This is a genomic window from Novosphingobium organovorum, from assembly GCF_022832435.1.
GTDB classification, from domain to species: Bacteria; Pseudomonadota; Alphaproteobacteria; order Sphingomonadales; family Sphingomonadaceae; genus Novosphingobium; species Novosphingobium organovorum.
Genome location: NZ_JALHLF010000002.1, coordinates 67596 through 86016, shown reverse-complemented (window position 1 = coordinate 86016; position 18421 = coordinate 67596). Strand labels below are relative to the sequence as shown.

Below are 18421 nucleotides of genomic sequence, written 5' to 3'. Positions count from 1 at the left end.
CGGCGGCCCCTACGCGCGTGGCAGCCGAAATGCAAGGGAAATGGCGGTTGCCTGTTCTGCCTACGAGGCCGGGTGGTGCGCTCGTCCGCGGTCGGTCAGTGCGCGAGCAGGCGCCGCAAGGTTCGGCTGTCGTGGCCCAGCTCGGGCAGGCCGTTGTGCTGGGAGCCTGATGGCACTGGTTCACAGGCGATGCCATCGCCATCGGCATCCAGTTCGGGGCGATAACCCGGTTCCCCGCGATGAAGCGGGGCCGTTCCGGCGAGGCGTGCATCGTCGCAATAGCGATAATACGGAGAGAAGGTGGGGATCAGGCCGCGGGCGTGAACGAAGAACTCGCTCAGCGTCGGCTCGCCGCGGGCCAGCCCGTAGCCCAGGGCGCTGCCCACGATCACCGCACCCAGAAGGGTGCAGAGCGCAACGCGACGGAATGCCGCTGTGCGCCTGCGTCGCACCCGCAAGGCGTCCGTGATGGACGTGACATTCGATACCATGGAGGTCTTCCCGCAGGTATTTCCGCTGCCCTTCGACTTCAGCTTAAGCGGGAAGTCTTGGCGCCGGGTAAATGGCGGCGGAAAGGGGGGCGATCAATTGCCCGCCATCGCATCGACCGCCGCGATGGCCGCGGCAATGGCTTCCTCGCGCTTGAGGTCGGAGGTGTCGATCACCAGCGCGCCCTCGGCGACGACGAGCGGGGCGTCCTTGCGGGTGCGGTCGCGTTCGTCGCGTGCGGCGAGATCGGCGGTGATCGCCTCGAGACTGACGGCGCGGTCCTGTCCCTGCATTTCGAGAAAGCGGCGCTCGGCCCGCGCGGCGACGCTGGCGGTGACGAAGAGCTTGGCCTCGGCCTCGGGCGCGATAACGCTGGCGATGTCGCGCCCGTCGAGCACCGCGCCGCCCGCCTGCGTCGCAAAAGCGCGCTGGCGTTCGTAGAGCGCCTGGCGCACCGGCGGATGGATCGAGACGCGGCTGGCGAGGCCGCCGCTGGCCTCGGAGCGCAGTTCGGGGTCGTCAAGCAGGCTGTCAGCAAAGGAACAGGCCGCGAGCGCGTCGCCCGCATCGTCGGGATTGCCGCCGTTGAGCGCGCACTGGCGCCCGACCGCGCGGTAGAGCAGCCCGGTGTCGAGATGCGGCAATCCATAATGCGCGGCCAGCGCGCGGGCGATGGTGCCCTTGCCCGAGGCGGTCGGGCCGTCGACCGCGACGATCACGCGACCAGCCCGTCGAGCATGGCCTCGAACACCGGGAAGCTGGTGGCGATGGGGCGCGTGTCGTCGATCATCACGCCGTCACCGCTTGCCAGTCCGGCGATCGCCATGGCCATCGCGATGCGGTGGTCGAGATGGGTGGTGACCTCGAAGCCGGGGCGCGTACCGGCGAGGGGGACGCCCCCCGTGCCCTTGATGACGAGCCCGTCGGCGCGTTCCTCGACATCGGCGCCCGCCGCGACGAGCGCGGTCGCCATCGCCGAGAGACGGTCCGATTCCTTGACGCGCAATTCGTCGAGGCCGCTGGTGGTGGTCGTCCCCTCGGCGAGCGCGGCGGCGACGAAGAGGGCGGGGAACTCGTCGATCATGCTGGGCGCAATGGCCGGGTCGACGACGATGCCCTTGAGGGGCGAGTGGCGCACGTGCAGGTCGGCGACCGGCTCGCCGCCGACGACGCGCTCATCGCACTTGGTGATGTCCGCGCCCATCTGGCACAGCACTTCGACAAGACCGGCGCGGGTCGGGTTGAGGCCGACGTTCTCGATCATCACGTCGCTGCCCGGCGTCACCAGCGCGGCGACGAGGAAGAACGCGGCCGAAGACGGGTCGCCGGGAACGTCGATCACCTGCGGCTTGAGCTCGGCCTCGCCGGTCACGGTAATGACGCGCGCGCCGTCCTCGCGCGTTTCGACGGTCAGTTCGGCGCCGAAGCCCTGCAACATGCGTTCGGAATGGTCGCGGGTGGGGACCGGTTCGATCACGGTGGTTTTGCCCGGTGTGTTGAGGCCAGCCAGCAGGATCGCGCTCTTCACCTGGGCCGAGGCGACGGGCAGGGTGTAGGTGATCGGCACCGCCGGGCTCGCGCCGCGCACGATCAGCGGAAGGCGGCCGCCCTCGCTGGCATCGAAGCTCGCACCCATCTGCGAAAGCGGCGTGATGACGCGGTTCATCGGGCGCTTGGAGAGCGAATCGTCGCCGGTGAAGCTGACGTTGATCGGGTGCGAGGCGACGAGGCCCATGAGCAGGCGCGTCGAGGTGCCCGAATTGCCCATGTCGAGCGGGCCCTTGGGCTGGAGCAGCGCGCCCACGCCCACGCCGTGGATGGTCCAGGCGCCTTCGCCGGTACGCTCGACCGTGGCGCCCATCGCGCGCATCGCCGCTGCGGTTGCCAGCACGTCCTCGCCTTCGAGCAGGCCCGTCACGCGCGTTTCGCCCACGGCCAGCGCGCCCAGCATGATCGAGCGGTGGCTGATCGACTTGTCTCCGGGGACGCGGATACGGCCCTTGAGCGGGCCCTGGGGGGCAAAGCGGCGCGGGCGGACGGAGGCGGGGTCGGCGTGGGTCACGTAAAGAGGCACTTTCGTGGCTGAAGGGACGGAAATTCGCGGCGGCTTTTGACAGCGCGGGCCGCCTATGGCAAGGCGCGCGCCCTGATGTGGCCGGAACGCTTGATTTTACGGGCCGGTCTTTCCATCACTATACGGTTATTCCAGCGCCCGTGCCTTCGCGGGTCGCCCAAGACGAGGACATTCCATGGCCAAGCCTGAATGGGGCGCCAAGCACGGCTGCCCGAAATGCGGCACCCGTTTCTACGATCTGGGCAAGGACGACCCGGTGACCTGCATCGAATGCGGGTACGCCTGGAACCCCGAGCCGGTGCTCAAGTCCAAGCAGCCGATCCCCTACGAGGAAATCGAGAAGAAGGAAAAGATCGAGGAGCAGGACAGCGATCTTGCCGATGACGATCTGGACATCGACGACGATGGTGACTCGCCCGACAACGACGTCGACCTTGGTGGCGACGACGATCTGGGCATCGCCGGCGGTGACGACGACGACGATCGCGACGAGTAAGTCGCGGTAAGGGCGCCATCTTTGGGTGTGCGGCCGGCGCTTTTCCGAGGGGTCGGAGAAAAAAATTCGATCCCTCGAAAAAAGTTCTTGCCAGCCTGAACGATCCCACCTAGATGGCCCTCCACCGGACGGGGCGACGCTCCAAACGGTGACGGAAACCAAGCTTTCCCAGGTTGGTTTTCTTCTGAAATGGCGCGGGGCCTTAGCTCAGCTGGGAGAGCGCTACAATGGCATTGTAGAGGTCAGCGGTTCGATCCCGCTAGGCTCCACCATTTCAACATTTTGATTTCGCGAGGAATTGCGATACGCTGGTCGACGAGTTTTCGTCCACCGGCGTTTTTCGCATAACGTTCCTGCACACGCCGGTCAGCGAGGTTTCGCCCACCGGCGTTTTTGGCGTTCCGGTGGGGTCCTTCCCTATCGAATAGGAGTTTGGCGAGTGTTCGACAGCCTTTCCGATCGTCTCGGCGGTGTGTTCGACAAGCTGCGTGGGCGCGGTGCGCTCAAGGAGCAGGACGTGCGCGACGCGATGCGCGAAGTGCGCATCGCTCTGCTTGAGGCCGACGTCGCGCTTCCCGTGGTTCGCCGCTTCGTCGACCAGGTCACCGAAAAGGCCGTGGGCCAGTCGGTGCTGCGTTCGGTCACGCCGGGCCAGCAGGTCGTCAAGATCGTCAACGACGCGCTGATCGAGACTCTGGGCGGCGAACAGACCGCCGAGCTCGATCTCAACGCGGCGCCTCCGGTCGTCATCATGATGGTCGGCCTCCAGGGCTCGGGCAAGACCACCAGCACCGCCAAGATTTCGCGCCTGCTCAAGGACAAGCAGGGCAAGAAGGTCATGATGGCCTCGCTTGACGTCAATCGTCCGGCGGCGCAGGAACAGCTTCGCGTCCTGGGTGAGCAGACCGGCGTCGCCACGCTGCCGATCATTCCCGGCCAGCAGCCGACCGAGATCGCCACGCGCGCGCTTCAGGCGGCCAGGTTGCAGGCTGTCGACGTGCTCATGCTCGACACCGCCGGGCGTCTGCACGTCGATGCGCAGCTGATGAACGAGATGAAGGCGGTCGCCGCGATCACCACCCCGCGCGAGACGCTGCTGGTGGTCGATTCGCTGACTGGCCAGGACGCCGTCAACGTTGCGCAGAGCTTCGCGGGCGAAGTCGATCTTACCGGTGTCGTGCTGACCCGCATGGACGGCGACGCGCGCGGCGGTGCGGCGCTTTCGATGCGCGCGGTCACCGGCAAGCCGATCAAGTTTGCGGGCACCGGCGAAAAGATGGACGCCATCGAGGTGTTCCACCCCAGCCGCGTCGCCAACCGCATCCTGGGCATGGGCGACATCGTCTCGATGGTCGAAAAGGCCGCCGAGGCGGTCAAGGTCGAAGAGGCCGAGGCGCTCGCCAAGCGCATGGAGCAGGGCAAGTTCGACATGAACGACCTGCGCATGCAGCTCAAGCAGATGCAGAACATGGGCGGCATCGGGATGCTGGCGGGCATGATGCCGGGCATGAAGAAGGCCAAGGCCGCGATGCAGGCTTCGGGCATGGACGACAAGGTCCTGCTGCGCATGGAAGCGATCATCGGTTCGATGACCGCGAAGGAGCGCGCCAATCCCGCGCTGCTCAACGCCAAGCGCAAGATTCGCGTCGCCAAGGGCTCGGGCACCCAGGTCCAGGACGTCAACAAGGTGCTCAAGATGCACCTCGAGATGTCCAAGGCGATGAAGCAGATCAAGAAGATGGGCGGCCTCAAGGGGCTCGCGGCGATGTTCGGCAAGGGTGGCCTCGATGCCGCGATGCCCGGACTGGGCGGTCAGGGCCTGGGCGGCGCTGCCGGCGGACTGCCGGGGCTTGGCGGTCCGGGCGGTCCCGATCTCAGCAAGTTTCTCAAGAAATAATTTCAAGCATTTGTAAAGTTTAGAAGAAAGGTAAAATCATGGCAGTCTCGATCCGTCTGTCGCGCGGTGGTGCGAAGAAGCGTCCTTACTACAAGATCGTCGTCTCGAACGCGACCGCGCCGCGCGACGGCAAGTACCTCGAGCAGGTCGGCACCTACAACCCGCTGCTCGCCAAGGACGACGAGAACCGCGTGAAGATCAACGCCGATCGCGTGAGCTACTGGCTCGGCGTTGGCGCGCAGCCGACCGACCGCGTTGCCCGCATGCTCGACAAGCTGGGCATCAAGGAGCGCAAGGCCACCAACAACCCCAAGAAGGGCGAGCCCGGCGAGAAGGCCAAGGACCGCGCCGAGGAAAAGGCCGAGAAGGCTCGTGAAGCTGCCGAGGCGGCCGCTGCGGCTTCGGCTGCTCCCGCCGAGGAAGCTCCGGCTGCTGACGAAGCGACCGAAGCCTGATCTTTCGGGATACGGTTTATGGCTAAGGACAAGCCGGTTACCCTTGCCGCCATCACCGGCGCGCATGGGGTGACCGGCGAAGTTCGCCTCAAGCTGTTCGGTGAAGGCGTGGCGGCGCTCAAGCGCTACCGCGCCTTCAACGATTCCACGCTGACGGCGAGCCGGATCAAGGACGACGGCAAGGGCGGGGCGATTGCCCGCTTCGAGCAGATCACGGACCGCACGGCGGCCGAGAAGCTGCGCGGAACGCTGCTCGTCGTACCGCGCTCCTCGATGCCCGCGCTGGCCGAGGGCGAATACTACCACGCCGATCTGATCGGTCTGCCCGCCGTTTCGGACGAGGGCATGGCGCTCGGCACGGTGATCGCGGTCGAAAATTTCGGCGCAGGCGACGTGCTCGAGATCGAGCGCGCCGAACCCGACGCGAAGGGGCGCGTGCAGCGCTTCATGGTCCCCATGACCCCGGCGGCGGTGCCCGCCTGGGACGATGAAAAGCTCGTCGTCACCGCCGCGTTCGCGGCCGAATAGCGCGGCGCCGATCGCGGACGGGCAGGGCGCGTCCCGGCCCCCGCACCTTTCCATCCGGACGATAGCGGCCTGCAATCGGGGCAACCGCGGCTTTAAGCGGGCCTCGGCGCGGCTTGCGACCCGGATGCCTCAGGGCGATCGCTCCAGGTTTTCGTTCTAACGCACTTTCTTGAACCGCCAGGTGTTCGCGTCCGAGTGAACAGCGCTTCGGGCACCGCGCTGGGAGCGGTCTGCTGACGGGCCTTTGAGGCGGCCGGGCGGCATGGGCGCCTGGCCTGGGCTGTGCAGCGAGTTCCTTTTTCGGCAGCATTATACGCGGGTCTGTTCGCCAACGTTCCTTGCTTGGTATCGCATTACCGCGACGCAGGATCTGCTCACGGTCGAGCGTATCGCGCCCAACGATGAAGCGTGGGCGGCGTGGTTCGCGGCGGTCGGCATCGGCACGCCGCCGCCGGCGCGCGGCGGGGGGTGCGCAAGGTTGAACGTCTGCGCGAATGGTTGCGCGAAGAACTCGAGACTGACCGCGGGGTTCCTTCCGGAACGGGCGTGGGAGCCTTTTTGAGCCGCGTTGTGCCGATCGCCTCTTGCCCACCGGGGCGATTTGCGCTTTGCGGCAGGCATGACTTTCGCTGCGACCGTTCTCACGCTTTACCCTGACATGTTTCCGGGGCCGCTCGGCATCAGCCTGGCGGGCCGCGCGCTCGAACGCGGGGACTGGTCGATGGACGCGGTGCAGATCCGCGATTTCGCGACCGACAAGCACCGCACCGTCGATGATACGCCCGCAGGCGGCGGGGTGGGCATGGTGCTCAAGGCCGATGTGCTGGCCAGCGCGATCGACCACGCGCGGGCAAGCAATCCCGGCGCTCCCGTGCTGGCCATGACGCCGCGCGGTCGACCGATCAGCCAGGCGCGCATTCGCGACCTCGCACAAGGGCCCGGCGCCATCATCCTGTGCGGGCGGTTCGAGGGCTTCGACGAGCGCATTTTCGAGGGGCGCGGTGTCGAGGAAGTCGCCGTGGGCGACATCGTGCTGTCGGGCGGCGAATGCGCGGCGCTGATGGTACTCGATGCTTGCATTCGGCTGATTCCCGGCGTAATGGGCGCGGCTTCCAGCGGTACCGAGGAATCGTTCGAGGACGGCCTCCTTGAGTATCCGCACTATACCCGACCCGTAGAATGGGAAGGGCGCACGATCCCTGAAGTGCTGCGATCGGGGGATCATGCGAAGATCGCGGCCTGGCGCCAAGCCCAGGCCGAAGATCATACACGGTCACGCAGGCCGGACCTTTGGGAACGTCATGTCGGCGTTCGGGACCGTCTGCCTCTGATGCGCGGCAAAAAGACGAAGGACTAGGTTCATGAACCTGATTCAGCAGATCGAGGCCGAGGAAATTGCCAAGGCCGCCAAGGACATCCCCGAATTCCGCGCTGGCGATACCGTCCGCGTCGGCGTGAAGGTCGTCGAAGGCACCCGTACCCGCGTGCAGAACTTCGAAGGCGTCGTGATCGCGCGTTCGAACCGCGGCATGGGTTCGAACTTCACCGTTCGCAAGATCAGCTTCGGTGAAGGCGTGGAGCGCGTTTTTCCGCTCTACTCGCCCAACATCGACAGCATCACGGTCGTTCGCCGTGGTATCGTGCGTCGTGCCAAGCTGTACTACCTGCGTGGTCGTACCGGTAAGCGCGCGCGCATCGCCGAGCGTCGCGACGTTCGCACCGAGGGCTGATCGGCCCGACTTCGCCTTGGCTCGTACGAGGCGGCAATCAGGCGGTTCGCATGCGAGCCGCCTTTTTTGTTCGGAGCCCGGGCGCGCAAGGTCGGACCTGCGCTCCCGCTCCGGCAAATCCACCAGCATCGCCGGCGCCTCGGGAAGGGGTGTTGCATCGCGGCATGACGAGTTCGCTTTTCCCTCAGGCGATTGCGCTTGCGGGCATGCTGCGCTGCAAAATCGTGTTGGACGCGCAAAGTGGCGGAAAAACACGATAAACTGCGGATTTCGGTCGGTTTAGGCTTTGACACCGTCCGCAAAAACCGCTCAATTCCGACCCCAATCACGAGGCGAATCCAGCTTCCCAATCATATCCTGTTCCACTGAAAGGTAGGGGGTTCTATAATGAACAAGAACGATCTCATCAGCGCCGTCGCAGAAACCAGCGGCCTGACCCGCAACGACGCGACCAAGGCTGTTGAAGGCGTGTTCGACGCCATCACCGGCGCGCTGAAGAAGGGCGACGAAGTGCGCCTCGTCGGTTTCGGCACCTTCTCGGTCGCCAAGCGCAAGGCTTCGACCGGCCGCAACCCGCGTACGGGCGAGCCGATGGAAATCGCGGCTTCGTCGCAGCCCAAGTTCAAGGCCGGCAAGGGCCTCAAGGACGCCGTCAACTGATAGGTTGACCTTCGGCTTGCCTCGCCTCGCGGGCCGACGATCCTTGAATTAGAGAACGCCGCGTCGGTTAGCCCGATGCGGCGTTTTTTTATGTCCGTTGCGGGAGAGTGCGGGGAAGGGGGCGACACGCTCATGGGGTTCTGGCTGGGACGCACGGGGGGCGACAGTTCGTCTGGAACCAGCGCTAGTCGCTTGAATTTTTTGTGTGATCGTCGCTGTCTGGTCCGCGTCGGTCGCTATCGTGGTCGCTGGATCAACGCGGTTGGAGCGTCCTTCGCGCGCGGCGAGACGGCCCAGCTCAGCACGCTGTCGGTGCCTTGCGGGACGGGACCTTCCTCGGTGTTGTTGGCGAGGATCCTGGCGTCGGTGCGAAGGGTAAAGGTGCCGTGGATGCGTTGCGCGGCGTCGGTTTCGCTGGCTTGCGATGCATCGCCGGATGCGCTGAGGCCACCCATCAGTCCGGCGCCGCCATCACCCTGCGGCGAGGCCCCGAAGCCGGGGGCATTGACGCGCACACTACCGTCCTTGCGCACGAGGACCTGAACGAAGGCGTTGGCCATCGGAAAATCCTCGAAGGTGGGAAAGGTGAAGTCGCGATCGAGCGGGCCCTGAGCGGTGAAATCGACGTCGAAGGTGCCCTCGCCGGTATAAGTGACGCTGTTCCAGCCCGCGCGCTTTTCGAGCTGGTGGGCGATTCGCGGACCAGCCTCGGGGTCGGCGGGGTCGATCCCGCCGAGCAGCATCTGTTCGGCCTGGCGCTGCGAGGTCAGTTCGCTAGCCTGTGCGCTGGTCCATTGCGCCTTTTGTCTGGCGATCTCGTCGGCGGAGCAGGGGCGTTCATCGCCGGTCAGCTCATCCGTGCAAGGATCGGGCGTGAAGCTGGCGCGCGCCCGGGCCTTTTTCTGCGCTTCAAGGAGCGGGATCATGATGATCTCGCCCTTGTAGTGGAAGTGGAAGCTGTGGTCGGCGCGAAGCACCAGTTCGGAGTTGAAGCGGCCGGGCGTGAACAGGCACCCGGCGAGCAGGAAGAGGGTGCCCGCCGCAAGCACCAGTCCGGAAAGGGCGCGCCGATGCCGACGGGGCGGTGTGCTGCTGGCGGGCGATGCGGGCATGGCGCTTTCCTTCTTCCTGTTCGTGCAGGCTGCGCTGGACGCGTTAGTGCGTTAACGCGTGGCCGCTGCGTAAAGCGCGATGGCGGCGGCGTTGCTGACGTTGAGGCTTTCCATCGCGGAGCTGATCGGCAGCTTGGCGATGGCGTCGCAGTGGTGGATGATGTTCTGGCGCATCCCGTCGCCTTCGGCGCCCAGGACGAGGCACACCGGCCCGGTGGGAAGCGCTTCGCCCAGGGTGGTGTCGGCTTCACCGTCAAGGCCGATGCGCCAGTAGCCCGCTTCGGCAATTTCCTCGAGCGCGCGCGCAAGGTTCACCACACGGATCCAGGGCACCACTTCGAGCGCGCCCGAAGCCGATTTCGCGAGCGTGCCCGATTCGGGCGGCGCATGGCGATCCTGGGTTACGATGCAGCAGGCATCGAACGCGGCCGCCGAACGCAGGATCGCCCCCACGTTGTGCGGATCGGTGACCTGGTCGAGCACGACGACCGGGCGCGCCGGATCGCCCTCGAGGACATCGGCGAGGAACAGATCGTCCATCGGCTCGCATTCGAGCACCAGGCCCTGATGGGGCGCATCGCGTGCGACGAGTCGCGCAAGATCGGCGACGTCGGCCCATTCCACGGGGAAATCGACGGGCAATTCGCCGTCGAGTGATTCCACTCCTTCGCGCGTTGCCCAAAGTTTGCGGTGCACGCGATTCGGATTCTTGAGTGCGGCCTCTACTGCGTGACGACCCCACAGACGCACCATGCCACTGCTGGCGCGGCCCGATCCTCGGCCGTTTTTCATGCGTCCGGCCCGTCCGCGAAGCGCCTTGCCCTGTCCGCGCTTGCTCATTTCGATCGATCCTTTTTCAAAAAAGTTCAAATTTTTTTGCGCTCCTGCCAGCGAGGGCGTTGACAGGCAAGGCTCACTTCGGCATTGGGCCGGTCCTCGGCAACGGGGGCGCAACGAAAGCCCTCGACCAACGGGATGATCCAGCAGGAAAATCCCAGCCAGATGACTGGTGTGGACAGGTGGCCGAGTGGTTAAAGGCAGCAGACTGTAAATCTGCCCGCGCAAGCGTACGTTGGTTCGAATCCAGCCCTGTCCACCACCAGACTTCTCCCACGGCAGGCCCCCTTATAAAGCGAGCGGCACTGCAGGGAACACAGCCTTCTTCCCGGCATTGCGGTCTCAGCGAGCACTCACTAGAGAAAAGCAATGTCTTCAGAAATTCTTGATAACCAGGGTCGTGGCGACGCCACGTGGCAGTGGCCTTCCATTCATAGCGAAGGACGCAAGTTCGGCGCGATCGCGGGCGTCGTGGCGCTTGGCGTGTGGTTCTTCTTCGGCCCCTGGTTCGGGTGGCCGCTGGCGGTACTCACGCTGTGCGTGCTGGCTTTCTTCCGCGATCCGGTTCGCGTCACGCCGCAGGACGATCGCGCGATCATCGCGCCCGCCGACGGTCTTGTTACGCTGATCCAGAAGGTCGCGCCGCCGCGCGAACTGACCATCGACGATGGCAGCGGCCGTTCGCCGCTCTCGTCCGAGCCGGTAACCCGCGTCTCGATCTTCATGAGTGTGTTCGACGTCCACATCAACCGCGCCCCGATCGGCGGCACGGTGCGCCGCGTCGTCTATATTCCGGGCAAGTTCGTCAACGCCGACCTCGACAAGGCGAGCGAGGAGAACGAGCGTCAGCACATCCTGATCGAGCGCGGCGATGGCCTGTCGATCTGCTTCACCCAGATCGCGGGCCTCGTTGCCCGGCGTATCGTTCCCTTCGTCAAGCCGGGCGACATCATCGCGGCGGGGCAACGCATCGGCCTCATCCGTTTCGGCAGCCGGGTCGATGTCTACCTTCCCGCCGGTACCGAGCCCAAGGTGCTGATGGGCCAGCGTATCGTTGCGGGTGAGACGGTCCTGGGCGAGGTCGGTTCGGCTCCGCTGATCGAAGGTGTTTCGCAGTGAGCGAAGACCCGCAGGTCACGTCCGCGCCCGCGCCGCGGGCGGTGCGCGGCCTGACATTGCGCGCGCTGGTGCCCAACGCGATTACCGCGGCCGCGCTGTGCTCGGGCCTGACGGGCATCCGTTTTGCCATCGCAGGTGATTTCGAGCGTGCGGTGCTGGCGGTGATCCTGGCCGGGGTGCTCGACGGGATCGACGGCCGCGCGGCGCGTCTTCTGAAGGCGCAGTCGCGTTTCGGAGCCGAGCTCGACAGTCTGGCCGATGCGATTTCGTTCGGCGTGGCGCCCGCGCTCATCGTCTATCTGTGGACGCTGCACGCGCTGCCGAGCATGGGCTGGGTGGCGGCGCTGGCTTTTGCGATCTGCTGCGTGCTGCGCCTTGCGCGCTTCAACGCGCGGCTCGACATGGACGATCAGCCGCACAAGCGCGCCGGGTTCCTGACGGGCGTTCCGGCGCCGCTGGGCGCCTATCTTGCGTTCTTGCCGCTCGACCTGTGGATCGCCAGCACGCGGCCCGAATTTGCCGATCCGGTCGCTGTCAGCCTGTGGATGGTGCTGATCGCGGTCCTGATGATCTCGAACCTGCCAACGCTCAGCTGGCAGCGGCTGCGGCCACCGCCGCGCCTGAGGCTTTTCGTGCTGCTGCTGGTCAGCCTGACGATGGCCTTCCTGCTGACCGATCCGTGGTGGACGCTGGTCGTCCTGACCGTGGGCTACCTTCTGCTCGTGCCCTATGGCTGGGTGCTCTACGCCCGTGTCAGGCGGCAAGGACCAGCCGCGAACGAGCCGGGCATCGAGCCTGGCTATGTTGAGGACGCGAGCGGCGCGCCGCTTGGTCCGTCCTGATCGCGCCGCCGCGCGCTTCGTCCTGCAGCGCAAGGCGGGGTGGCGCGGCCGGTGCCACGTCCAACATCGCGCGGGCCCCGTGCCGTTCGCCGTGCAACTGGTTGTGCAGGGCCAGCATGCGGCGCCCGTAATGCATCCAGCTATGGGCCATGGCGAGCACCGAAACGATGGCGGCGAGGGCGAAGAGACTGGCGGCAAAGGCACTCATGATCGTTTCCCTGGCTGGCTCGGCTCCCGTGGGGAGGGCTGTGGATGACTTGTGGAAAACACGAATCTGTTCTATCAATGTTCCAACCATTTCCTTGTTCCTGATTTGTTCCATGGTTGTCAAGGGCTATTTCGGGTAGAGGGGACGGGGCGTCCTGGCCGGTGTGCGGCCGAGGCGTTGCGTTCGGCAAATTAGGATTGCGCATGACTATTGGCGGGCTTCCGGTGCGGCTCATCACCCTTGACGGTCTGGCGGACTGGTGCGCCCAGAACGCGTTCGAGATCGAGGAGATCGGGGCCGACGAAGTATTCCTGACCGATCACAGCACGGGGAGTTCCTGGTCGCTGTTCCGGGTCGAGGACTGGTTGCAGGTCAAGGGGCTGGTGCTCGAGGATGTCGAGCCCGAGCTTGGTTTGTGCCTGACCCTGGCCCGCTTGCACGATCGTTTGCTGGGCTGCCGCTTCTCGATCGACCAGCAGCATGGCCTGGTGATCGTCGCGGATTTCCCGCGTGCGGCGCAGTCGGTGGAGGCGATCGGCGAGACCTTGCTGCAGATGCAATCGATCATCGATCAGACGGTATCCTTGCTCGAGGGTGTGGTGGAGCAGGGGGAGCCGGCCGACGATTTCGCGATCGACCGTGCCTTTGGGGTTACCGGTTCGCTGCGCGTTCACTGATCGCGCGATTGACGAACGTCCGCTTGGGGTAGGCTCTTGGGGTGGCCGCTTGGGGCGGCGTTCGAAACGGCGCTTGCATCGCGGCGCCAAAATGGCTAAGGGCGGCGCGCCTGAACGGCACATGTCCCGAATTCGCGGGGCACGGGCCAAAGGCTAGTCCACATGGAAAGCGCACATACCGGTGCCGCAGCGGGTGTCTTGCCCCACGGTTCCTGTTTTCCAGAGGTATAACCGGAAAGGAATTATCCTATGGCGGCTCCTACCGTCACGATGCAGCAGCTCATCGAAGCTGGCGCCCACTTCGGCCACCAGACCCACCGCTGGAACCCGCGCATGAAGCCGTACATCTTCGGTGCGCGCAACGGCATCCACATTATCGACCTGTCGCAGACCGTGCCGCTCATGGCGCGCGCGCTCGACTTCGTGTCGGCCACCGTTCAGGCTGGCGGCAAGGTTCTCTTCGTCGGCACCAAGCGCCAGGCGCAGGAGCCGATCGCTCAAGCCGCGCGCGCTTGCGGTCAGCACTTCGTCAACCACCGCTGGCTGGGCGGCATGCTCACCAACTGGAAGACCATTTCGCAGTCGATCAAGCGCTTCAAGGCGCTCGAAGAGCAGCTCGCTGGCGATACCCACGGCCTGACCAAGAAGGAAATCCTTCAGCTCACCCGTGAGCGCGACAAGCTCGAGCTCTCGCTCGGCGGTATCCGCGACATGGGCGGCATCCCGGACGTGATGTTCGTGATCGACGCCAACAAGGAAGAGCTGGCGATCAAGGAAGCCAACGTGCTTGGCATCCCCGTCGTTGCCGTGCTCGACACCAACGTGAACCCGCAGGGCATCGCGTTCCCGATCCCGGGCAACGACGACGCCAGCCGCGCCGTGCGTCTGTACTGCGACGCGATCGCGCAGGCCGCGACCAAGGGTGGCCAGGACGCCATTTACGACAGCGGTGTCGACGTTGGCGCGATGGACGAGCCCACCGCCGAGGCGGTTGTCGAGGCCTGATAGCCCCGGCGTTTCACGACACTTTCGTCATGGAATTGTCGCGCGCCGGGTCCATGGGGCTCGGCGCGCACCTGTATTCGGAAACCGCGACGACGCGGTTCACACCAAACAAGAGGATTTGAGCGATGGCTGCTTACACCGCCGCAGACGTGAAGACCCTGCGCGAGCGCTCGGGCGCCGGCATGATGGACTGCAAGAAGGCCCTCGACGAAACCAACGGCGACATCGAAGCCGCGGTTGACGCGCTGCGCGCCAAGGGTCTGGCGGCTGCCGCCAAGAAGTCGAGCCGCACCGCGGCCGAAGGTCTCGTCGGCGTTGCCGTCGAAGGCACCAAGGGCGTTGCCGTCGAAGTCAACTCGGAAACCGACTTCGTTGCCAAGAACGAGCAGTTCCAGGACTTCGTGCGCAAGACCACGACCGTGGCCCTGGGCGTCGATGGCGACGATGTCGAAGCGCTCAAGGCAGCGGCCTACCCCGATGGTGGCTCGGTTGCCGACAAGCTGACCAACAACGTTGCGACCATCGGCGAGAACCAGCAGGTTCGCCGCATGAAGACCGTTTCGGTCAAGCAGGGCCTCGTCGTCCCCTACATGCACAACGCCGCGGCGCCGGGCCTGGGCAAGATCGGCGTGCTCGTCGCGCTTGAATCGGAAGCTTCGGCCGACGTGCTCGAAACGCTGGGCAAGCAGATCGCGATGCACATCGCCGCCGCTTTCCCGCTCGCGCTGACCGCCGAGGATCTCGACGCCGAGCTGATCGCTCGCGAGCGCAAGATCGCTGAGGAAAAGGCGGCCGAATCGGGCAAGCCCGAAGCGGTTCAGGCCAAGATGGTCGACGGTGCGATCGCGAAGTACGCCAAGGAGAACGCTCTCCTGTCGCAGGTCTTCGTGATGGACAACAAGACCCCGATCCTCGAAGTCGTCAACGCAGCGGGCAAGGAAGCGGGCGCGAAGATCGAGCTCGTCGACTTCGTGCGCTACCAGCTGGGCGAAGGCATCGAGAAGGAAGTCTCGGACTTCGCGGCTGAAGTGGCGGCAGCTGCCGGCATCTGATCCTCACCCGGATCGGCCAAATTCAAGAGGGGCCGCAGGAGCAATCGCTCCTGCGGCCCCTTTTTGGTATTACCGGTGCGAAGGAGAAGGGCGCGTGCCGGTGCAACTGGAGGATCTGGGGGCTCGCATCTGCGTGATGGGGCCGTCGAACGCGGGGAAGTCGACACTGGCCTGCGCGATCGGGGCAAGGCAGGGGCTGCCGGTGGTGCATCTCGATCGCTTCCGACATTTGCCCGGAACCGACTGGGTCGAGCGTCCGCAGGCCGAGTTTCTCGCGCTGCACGCCGCAGCGCTCGCAACCGAGCGCTGGGTGATGGACGGGAACTATTCGGTCTGTCTGGCACAGCGGCTCGAACGGGCGAGCGGGCTGATCGTGCTCGACGCGCCGCTCCTCCTGCGGTTGTGGCGCTATGTGCGGCGATGCTGGTTCGAGCGCGACCGGTGTGGCGGGCTCGAAGGCGGGCGCGATTCGGTGAAGTGGGCGATGCTTGCCTTCATGATCGGGCCGGGACGGCGCAACGGCGCGCGTTACCGGGGGCTTGTCGGGCAGGGTGGTCTTCCCGCGCTTTTTCTGGGTTCGCCGGGTGCCCTCGCGGCGTTTTACCGCCGCGAGGGATTAAGGTAGGCCAGCGGTCAGTAGGCGGCGGTGAAGCGCTGGCGGCTGTGTTCGTGGTTCTCTAGTTCGTCGACCATGGCCGTGGCGTAGTCGGCAAAACTGATCTTGCTCTCACCGTTTGCATCGAGGACCAGATCGTCCCCGCCCTTGCGATAGTGGCCGAGCGCCTCGCCCTCGAAGATGATCATCGCGGGGGAGAAAAACGTCCAGTCGATGTCCGACACCGCCTTGAGGTCGTCGAGGAAGGCGATGCCGCCCAGCGCTGCCCCCTTCCAGTCTTCGGGAAAGCCGGGACCGTCGATCAGGCGCACGCCGTCCGGACCCTTGAGACTGGCCGCGCCGCCGGTGACGAGGAGGCGCGGCACGCCCGCTTCGCGCAGGGCGGTGAGCAGAGTTGCTGCCGGAACGTCGAAATGCAGCGCGCTGATGACGGCCTCGCATCCGCTGATCAGCGGGGCGAGGGCGGCCGCGTCGGAGGCGTCGCCTTGCTTTGCGTGGATGCCCGGCGCGGTGGGGATGGCCTCCGGGCGCCGCGCAATGGCGATCACTTCATGGCCGCGGGCGGCAGCTTGTGTCGCAATTTGCGATCCGGCGCGTCCGCTGGCGCCCAAAACGGCAATCTTCATTGGTCCTGTCTCCATGAGTGGTATCGAATGGTTACCAAGTGTGCTATCGATAGCGGTCATGCAAGAAGGCACTTTTTCCGCACTCGGTAACCTGTCGGTAACCCGCATCGCGAACGAGGCGGGGCTCGGCCCCGACGTCTTTGCCGCCAATTGCCCCACGCGCCAGCTGCTCGACCGGGTGGCGGACAAGTGGAGCGTGCTCATCCTGATAACGCTGGGCGGGGAGGCGATGCGCTTCAACGCGCTGCGACGGCGGATCGCGGGTATCTCGCAAAAGATGCTGAGCCAGACGCTGCGCGCGCTTGAACGCGACGGGCTGGTCGAGCGGTGCGTGGTGGNCTTCAACGCGCTGCGACGGCGGATCGCGGGTATCTCGCAAAAGATGCTGAGCCAGACGCTGCGCGCGCTTGAACGCGACGGGCTGGTCGAGCGGTGCGTGGTGGCGAGCATCCCGGTCAAGGTCAGCTACGCGATCACGCCGCTTGGCGCGGAATTGATCGATGCGCTCCAGGCGATGATCGACTGGGCCGAGCGGCGCATGGGCGATGTGGCGCAGGCGCAGCGCGCGTTTGATCGCCGCGTGGCTTTTGTCGACTGAGGCGGGTCGATCACAGTATCCGCCCGGAAATCTAAGTTCTCGCCCTTGGCAACACCGGGCCACCCTCCTAAAGCCCTTGCCGACCCAAGTTCAGGAGACCGTGCGGCAATGAGTTCCACCCCTTACAAACGCGTTCTGCTCAAGCTTTCGGGTGAAGTTCTCATGGGCTCGCAGCCGTTTGGCATCGATCCCGAATTCGTGGCCGAAATGGCCAAGGAAGTGAAGGCGGCCAAGGACACCGGGCTGGAGATCTGCCTGGTGATCGGTGGCGGCAACATCTTTCGCGGCATGGCGGGCGCAGCCAAGGGCATGGACCGGGCTCAGGCCGACTACATGGGGATGCTGGCGACGGTGATGAACGCGCTGGCGATGCAGAACGCGCTCGAGCAGCTGGGCGTGCCCACCCGCGTGCAGTCCGCGATCGAGATGGACAAGGTGTGCGAGCCGGTGATCCGCCGCCGCGCCGAGCGCCATCTGGAAAAGGGCCGCGTGGTAATCTTCGCCGCGGGCGTTGGCGCTCCCTATTTCACGACCGATTCCGGCGCCGCGCTGCGCGCCGCCGAAATGAAGTGCGATGCGCTGCTCAAGGGCACCAGCGTCGATGGCGTCTACGACAGCGATCCCAAGACCAACCCCGACGCCGTGCGCTACAGCAGCGTCGATTACGACACCGTCCTCGCCGACAACCTCAAGGTGATGGACGCATCCGCCGTGGCCCTGTGCCGCGACAACGCCATTCCGATCGTCGTCTTCTCGATCCGCGAGCAGGGCAACCTGGCCGCTGTTCTGGCGGGCGAGGGCACCAAGACGATCGTGCAGAAAGGAGCCTGACATGGCCAAGTACGACAAGGACGATCTCGAACGCCGCATGAAGGGGGCGGTCGAATCCCTCAAGGGCGATCTTACCGGTCTGCGCACCGGGCGCGCCAGCACCCAGCTGCTCGATCCGGTGACGGTCGAGGTCTACGGCTCGAAGATGCCGCTCAACCAGGTGGCCACCGTCTCGGTTCCCGAACCGCGCCTGATCTCGGTGCAGGTGTGGGACAAGTCGAATGTGGGGCCTGTGGAAAAGGCGATCCGTTCGGCGGGCCTCGGGCTCAACCCGATCAACGATGGCAACACGCTGCGCCTGCCGATCCCCGATCTGACCGAGGAGCGCCGCAAGGATCTGGTCAAGATCGCCGGGCAGTACGCCGAAAAGGCCAAGGTCGCGATCCGCAACGTGCGGCGCGACGGCATGGAAGCGCTCAAGGCCGACGAGAACAAGAAGGAAATTTCCGAGGACGAGCGCAAGCGCGCCGAAGCCGACGTGCAGAAGCTGACCGACGACCAGATCAAGGCCGTCGACGAGGCGTACGCGCACAAGGAAAAGGAAATCCTCGGTAAGTGATGCCTGACGC

Annotated in this window: 22 protein-coding genes and 2 tRNA genes; 18 read left to right on the top strand and 6 right to left on the bottom strand. The window is 65.4% G+C overall.

Going from position 1 to position 18421, the window contains the following annotated elements:
* Positions 1–95: 95 nt before the first annotated feature.
* From MTR62_RS01305 to aroA, 3 genes are all read right to left on the bottom strand, one after another.
* A complete protein-coding gene (locus MTR62_RS01305) occupies positions 96–491 on the bottom strand; it encodes an excalibur calcium-binding domain-containing protein (protein WP_244016464.1) in 396 nt (131 codons plus the stop codon).
* A gap of 93 nt (positions 492–584) precedes the next feature.
* Positions 585–1208 (bottom strand): (d)CMP kinase, encoded by a 624-nt coding sequence (locus MTR62_RS01300; protein WP_244016463.1) that lies wholly within the window; start codon positions 1206–1208, stop codon positions 585–587.
* On the bottom strand, positions 1205–2551 hold the full coding sequence (gene aroA, locus MTR62_RS01295) for a 3-phosphoshikimate 1-carboxyvinyltransferase (protein ID WP_244016462.1): 1347 nt from the start codon (positions 2549–2551) through the stop codon (positions 1205–1207). Before aroA ends, MTR62_RS01300 begins: the two co-directional genes overlap by 4 nt.
* Positions 2552–2738: 187 nt before the next feature.
* Between aroA and MTR62_RS01290 the strand changes: the two genes are divergently transcribed.
* From MTR62_RS01290 to MTR62_RS01255, 8 genes are all read left to right on the top strand, one after another.
* Entirely contained in the window at positions 2739–3059 is a 321-nt protein-coding gene (locus MTR62_RS01290; protein WP_244016461.1) for an FYDLN acid domain-containing protein, read from the top strand.
* A gap of 196 nt (positions 3060–3255) precedes the next feature.
* A tRNA-Ala gene (locus MTR62_RS01285) sits at positions 3256–3331 on the top strand.
* A gap of 167 nt (positions 3332–3498) precedes the next feature.
* The gene (gene ffh / locus MTR62_RS01280) at positions 3499–4956 is read left to right on the top strand and encodes a signal recognition particle protein (protein ID WP_244016460.1); all 1458 of its coding nucleotides are present in this window, start codon (positions 3499–3501) and stop codon (positions 4954–4956) included.
* 38 nt (positions 4957–4994) lie between these two features.
* Positions 4995–5411 carry a 30S ribosomal protein S16 gene (gene rpsP / locus MTR62_RS01275; RefSeq protein ID WP_244016459.1) on the top strand — a complete coding sequence of 139 codons (417 nt, stop codon included), beginning with the start codon at positions 4995–4997 and terminating at the stop codon, positions 5409–5411.
* Between the two features lie 18 nt (positions 5412–5429).
* Positions 5430–5939, top strand: a complete 510-nt coding sequence (gene rimM, locus MTR62_RS01270; protein ID WP_244016458.1) for a ribosome maturation factor RimM — start codon at positions 5430–5432, stop codon at positions 5937–5939.
* 619 nt (positions 5940–6558) lie between these two features.
* On the top strand, positions 6559–7296 hold the full coding sequence (trmD, locus tag MTR62_RS01265) for a tRNA (guanosine(37)-N1)-methyltransferase TrmD (RefSeq protein ID WP_244016457.1): 738 nt from the start codon (positions 6559–6561) through the stop codon (positions 7294–7296).
* A 4-nt stretch (positions 7297–7300) separates the two neighbouring features.
* A complete protein-coding gene (gene rplS, locus MTR62_RS01260) occupies positions 7301–7669 on the top strand; it encodes a 50S ribosomal protein L19 (RefSeq protein WP_244016456.1) in 369 nt (122 codons plus the stop codon).
* Positions 7670–8056: 387 nt separating this feature from the next.
* Positions 8057–8329: an HU family DNA-binding protein gene (locus MTR62_RS01255; RefSeq protein ID WP_039394254.1), complete on the top strand. Its 273-nt coding sequence runs from the start codon at positions 8057–8059 to the stop codon at positions 8327–8329.
* Between the two features lie 236 nt (positions 8330–8565).
* Here MTR62_RS01255 and MTR62_RS01250 read toward each other — a convergent pair whose 3' ends face one another.
* Both MTR62_RS01250 and MTR62_RS01245 read right to left on the bottom strand, forming a co-directional pair.
* On the bottom strand, positions 8566–9441 hold the full coding sequence (locus MTR62_RS01250) for a hypothetical protein (RefSeq protein ID WP_244016455.1): 876 nt from the start codon (positions 9439–9441) through the stop codon (positions 8566–8568).
* A 51-nt stretch (positions 9442–9492) separates the two neighbouring features.
* Complete coding sequence (locus tag MTR62_RS01245) at positions 9493–10233, bottom strand: TrmH family RNA methyltransferase (protein ID WP_407672567.1); 741 nt, start codon at positions 10231–10233, stop codon at positions 9493–9495.
* A 221-nt stretch (positions 10234–10454) separates the two neighbouring features.
* Between MTR62_RS01245 and MTR62_RS01240 the strand changes: the two genes are divergently transcribed.
* From MTR62_RS01240 to MTR62_RS01210, 7 genes are all read left to right on the top strand, one after another.
* Positions 10455–10540: transfer RNA gene (locus MTR62_RS01240), tRNA-Tyr, on the top strand.
* Positions 10541–10647: 107 nt separating this feature from the next.
* A complete protein-coding gene (locus MTR62_RS01235; protein WP_244016453.1) occupies positions 10648–11397 on the top strand; it encodes a phosphatidylserine decarboxylase in 750 nt (249 codons plus the stop codon).
* Complete coding sequence (pssA, locus tag MTR62_RS01230) at positions 11394–12239, top strand: CDP-diacylglycerol--serine O-phosphatidyltransferase (protein WP_244016452.1); 846 nt, start codon at positions 11394–11396, stop codon at positions 12237–12239. Before MTR62_RS01235 ends, pssA begins: the two co-directional genes overlap by 4 nt.
* A 411-nt stretch (positions 12240–12650) precedes the next feature.
* On the top strand, positions 12651–13124 hold the full coding sequence (locus tag MTR62_RS01225) for a hypothetical protein (RefSeq protein WP_244016451.1): 474 nt from the start codon (positions 12651–12653) through the stop codon (positions 13122–13124).
* A gap of 249 nt (positions 13125–13373) precedes the next feature.
* On the top strand, positions 13374–14129 hold the full coding sequence (rpsB, locus tag MTR62_RS01220; protein WP_244016450.1) for a 30S ribosomal protein S2: 756 nt from the start codon (positions 13374–13376) through the stop codon (positions 14127–14129).
* Between the two features lie 125 nt (positions 14130–14254).
* Positions 14255–15181, top strand: coding sequence for a translation elongation factor Ts (gene tsf, locus MTR62_RS01215; RefSeq protein WP_244016449.1), 927 nt, complete (start codon positions 14255–14257; stop codon positions 15179–15181).
* A 94-nt stretch (positions 15182–15275) separates the two neighbouring features.
* Positions 15276–15806: a P-loop NTPase family protein gene (locus MTR62_RS01210; protein WP_244016448.1), complete on the top strand. Its 531-nt coding sequence runs from the start codon at positions 15276–15278 to the stop codon at positions 15804–15806.
* A gap of 8 nt (positions 15807–15814) precedes the next feature.
* Here MTR62_RS01210 and MTR62_RS01205 read toward each other — a convergent pair whose 3' ends face one another.
* Positions 15815–16423: an NAD(P)-dependent oxidoreductase gene (locus MTR62_RS01205; protein ID WP_244016447.1), complete on the bottom strand. Its 609-nt coding sequence runs from the start codon at positions 16421–16423 to the stop codon at positions 15815–15817.
* On the opposite strand from MTR62_RS01205, the gene MTR62_RS21550 reads away from it, so the two are divergent.
* The 3 genes from MTR62_RS21550 (at position 16314) to frr (ending at position 18411) form a co-directional block, all read left to right on the top strand.
* The gene (locus MTR62_RS21550; protein ID WP_456152703.1) at positions 16314–17021 is read left to right on the top strand and encodes a winged helix-turn-helix transcriptional regulator; all 708 of its coding nucleotides are present in this window, start codon (positions 16314–16316) and stop codon (positions 17019–17021) included. The two genes, MTR62_RS01205 and MTR62_RS21550, sit on opposite strands and share 110 nt — an antisense overlap.
* A gap of 108 nt (positions 17022–17129) precedes the next feature.
* Positions 17130–17852: a UMP kinase gene (gene pyrH / locus MTR62_RS01190; protein ID WP_244016446.1), complete on the top strand. Its 723-nt coding sequence runs from the start codon at positions 17130–17132 to the stop codon at positions 17850–17852.
* Position 17853: 1 nt separating this feature from the next.
* Positions 17854–18411, top strand: a complete 558-nt coding sequence (frr, locus tag MTR62_RS01185) for a ribosome recycling factor (protein WP_244016445.1) — start codon at positions 17854–17856, stop codon at positions 18409–18411.
* Positions 18412–18421 lie beyond the last annotated feature (10 nt).

What these genes read in the sequence shown, in the direction of transcription:
- rimM (WP_244016458.1), top strand. Translation starts at nt 5,430, where the DNA reads ATGGCTAAGGACAAGCCGGTTACCCTTGCCGCCATCACCGGCGCGCAT.
- tsf (WP_244016449.1), top strand. Translation starts at nt 14,255, where the DNA reads ATGGCTGCTTACACCGCCGCAGACGTGAAGACCCTGCGCGAGCGCTCG.
- frr (WP_244016445.1), top strand. Translation starts at nt 17,854, where the DNA reads ATGGCCAAGTACGACAAGGACGATCTCGAACGCCGCATGAAGGGGGCG.
- MTR62_RS01235 (WP_244016453.1), top strand. Translation starts at nt 10,648, where the DNA reads ATGTCTTCAGAAATTCTTGATAACCAGGGTCGTGGCGACGCCACGTGG.
- MTR62_RS01250 (WP_244016455.1), bottom strand. Translation starts at nt 9,441, where the DNA reads ATGCCCGCATCGCCCGCCAGCAGCACACCGCCCCGTCGGCATCGGCGC.
- pyrH (WP_244016446.1), top strand. Translation starts at nt 17,130, where the DNA reads ATGAGTTCCACCCCTTACAAACGCGTTCTGCTCAAGCTTTCGGGTGAA.
- MTR62_RS01255 (WP_039394254.1), top strand. Translation starts at nt 8,057, where the DNA reads ATGAACAAGAACGATCTCATCAGCGCCGTCGCAGAAACCAGCGGCCTG.
- rplS (WP_244016456.1), top strand. Translation starts at nt 7,301, where the DNA reads ATGAACCTGATTCAGCAGATCGAGGCCGAGGAAATTGCCAAGGCCGCC.
- MTR62_RS01305 (WP_244016464.1), bottom strand. Translation starts at nt 491, where the DNA reads ATGGTATCGAATGTCACGTCCATCACGGACGCCTTGCGGGTGCGACGC.
- rpsP (WP_244016459.1), top strand. Translation starts at nt 4,995, where the DNA reads ATGGCAGTCTCGATCCGTCTGTCGCGCGGTGGTGCGAAGAAGCGTCCT.
- MTR62_RS01205 (WP_244016447.1), bottom strand. Translation starts at nt 16,423, where the DNA reads ATGAAGATTGCCGTTTTGGGCGCCAGCGGACGCGCCGGATCGCAAATT.
- MTR62_RS01290 (WP_244016461.1), top strand. Translation starts at nt 2,739, where the DNA reads ATGGCCAAGCCTGAATGGGGCGCCAAGCACGGCTGCCCGAAATGCGGC.
- rpsB (WP_244016450.1), top strand. Translation starts at nt 13,374, where the DNA reads ATGGCGGCTCCTACCGTCACGATGCAGCAGCTCATCGAAGCTGGCGCC.
- trmD (WP_244016457.1), top strand. Translation starts at nt 6,559, where the DNA reads ATGACTTTCGCTGCGACCGTTCTCACGCTTTACCCTGACATGTTTCCG.
- MTR62_RS01225 (WP_244016451.1), top strand. Translation starts at nt 12,651, where the DNA reads ATGACTATTGGCGGGCTTCCGGTGCGGCTCATCACCCTTGACGGTCTG.
- MTR62_RS01245 (WP_407672567.1), bottom strand. Translation starts at nt 10,233, where the DNA reads ATGAAAAACGGCCGAGGATCGGGCCGCGCCAGCAGTGGCATGGTGCGT.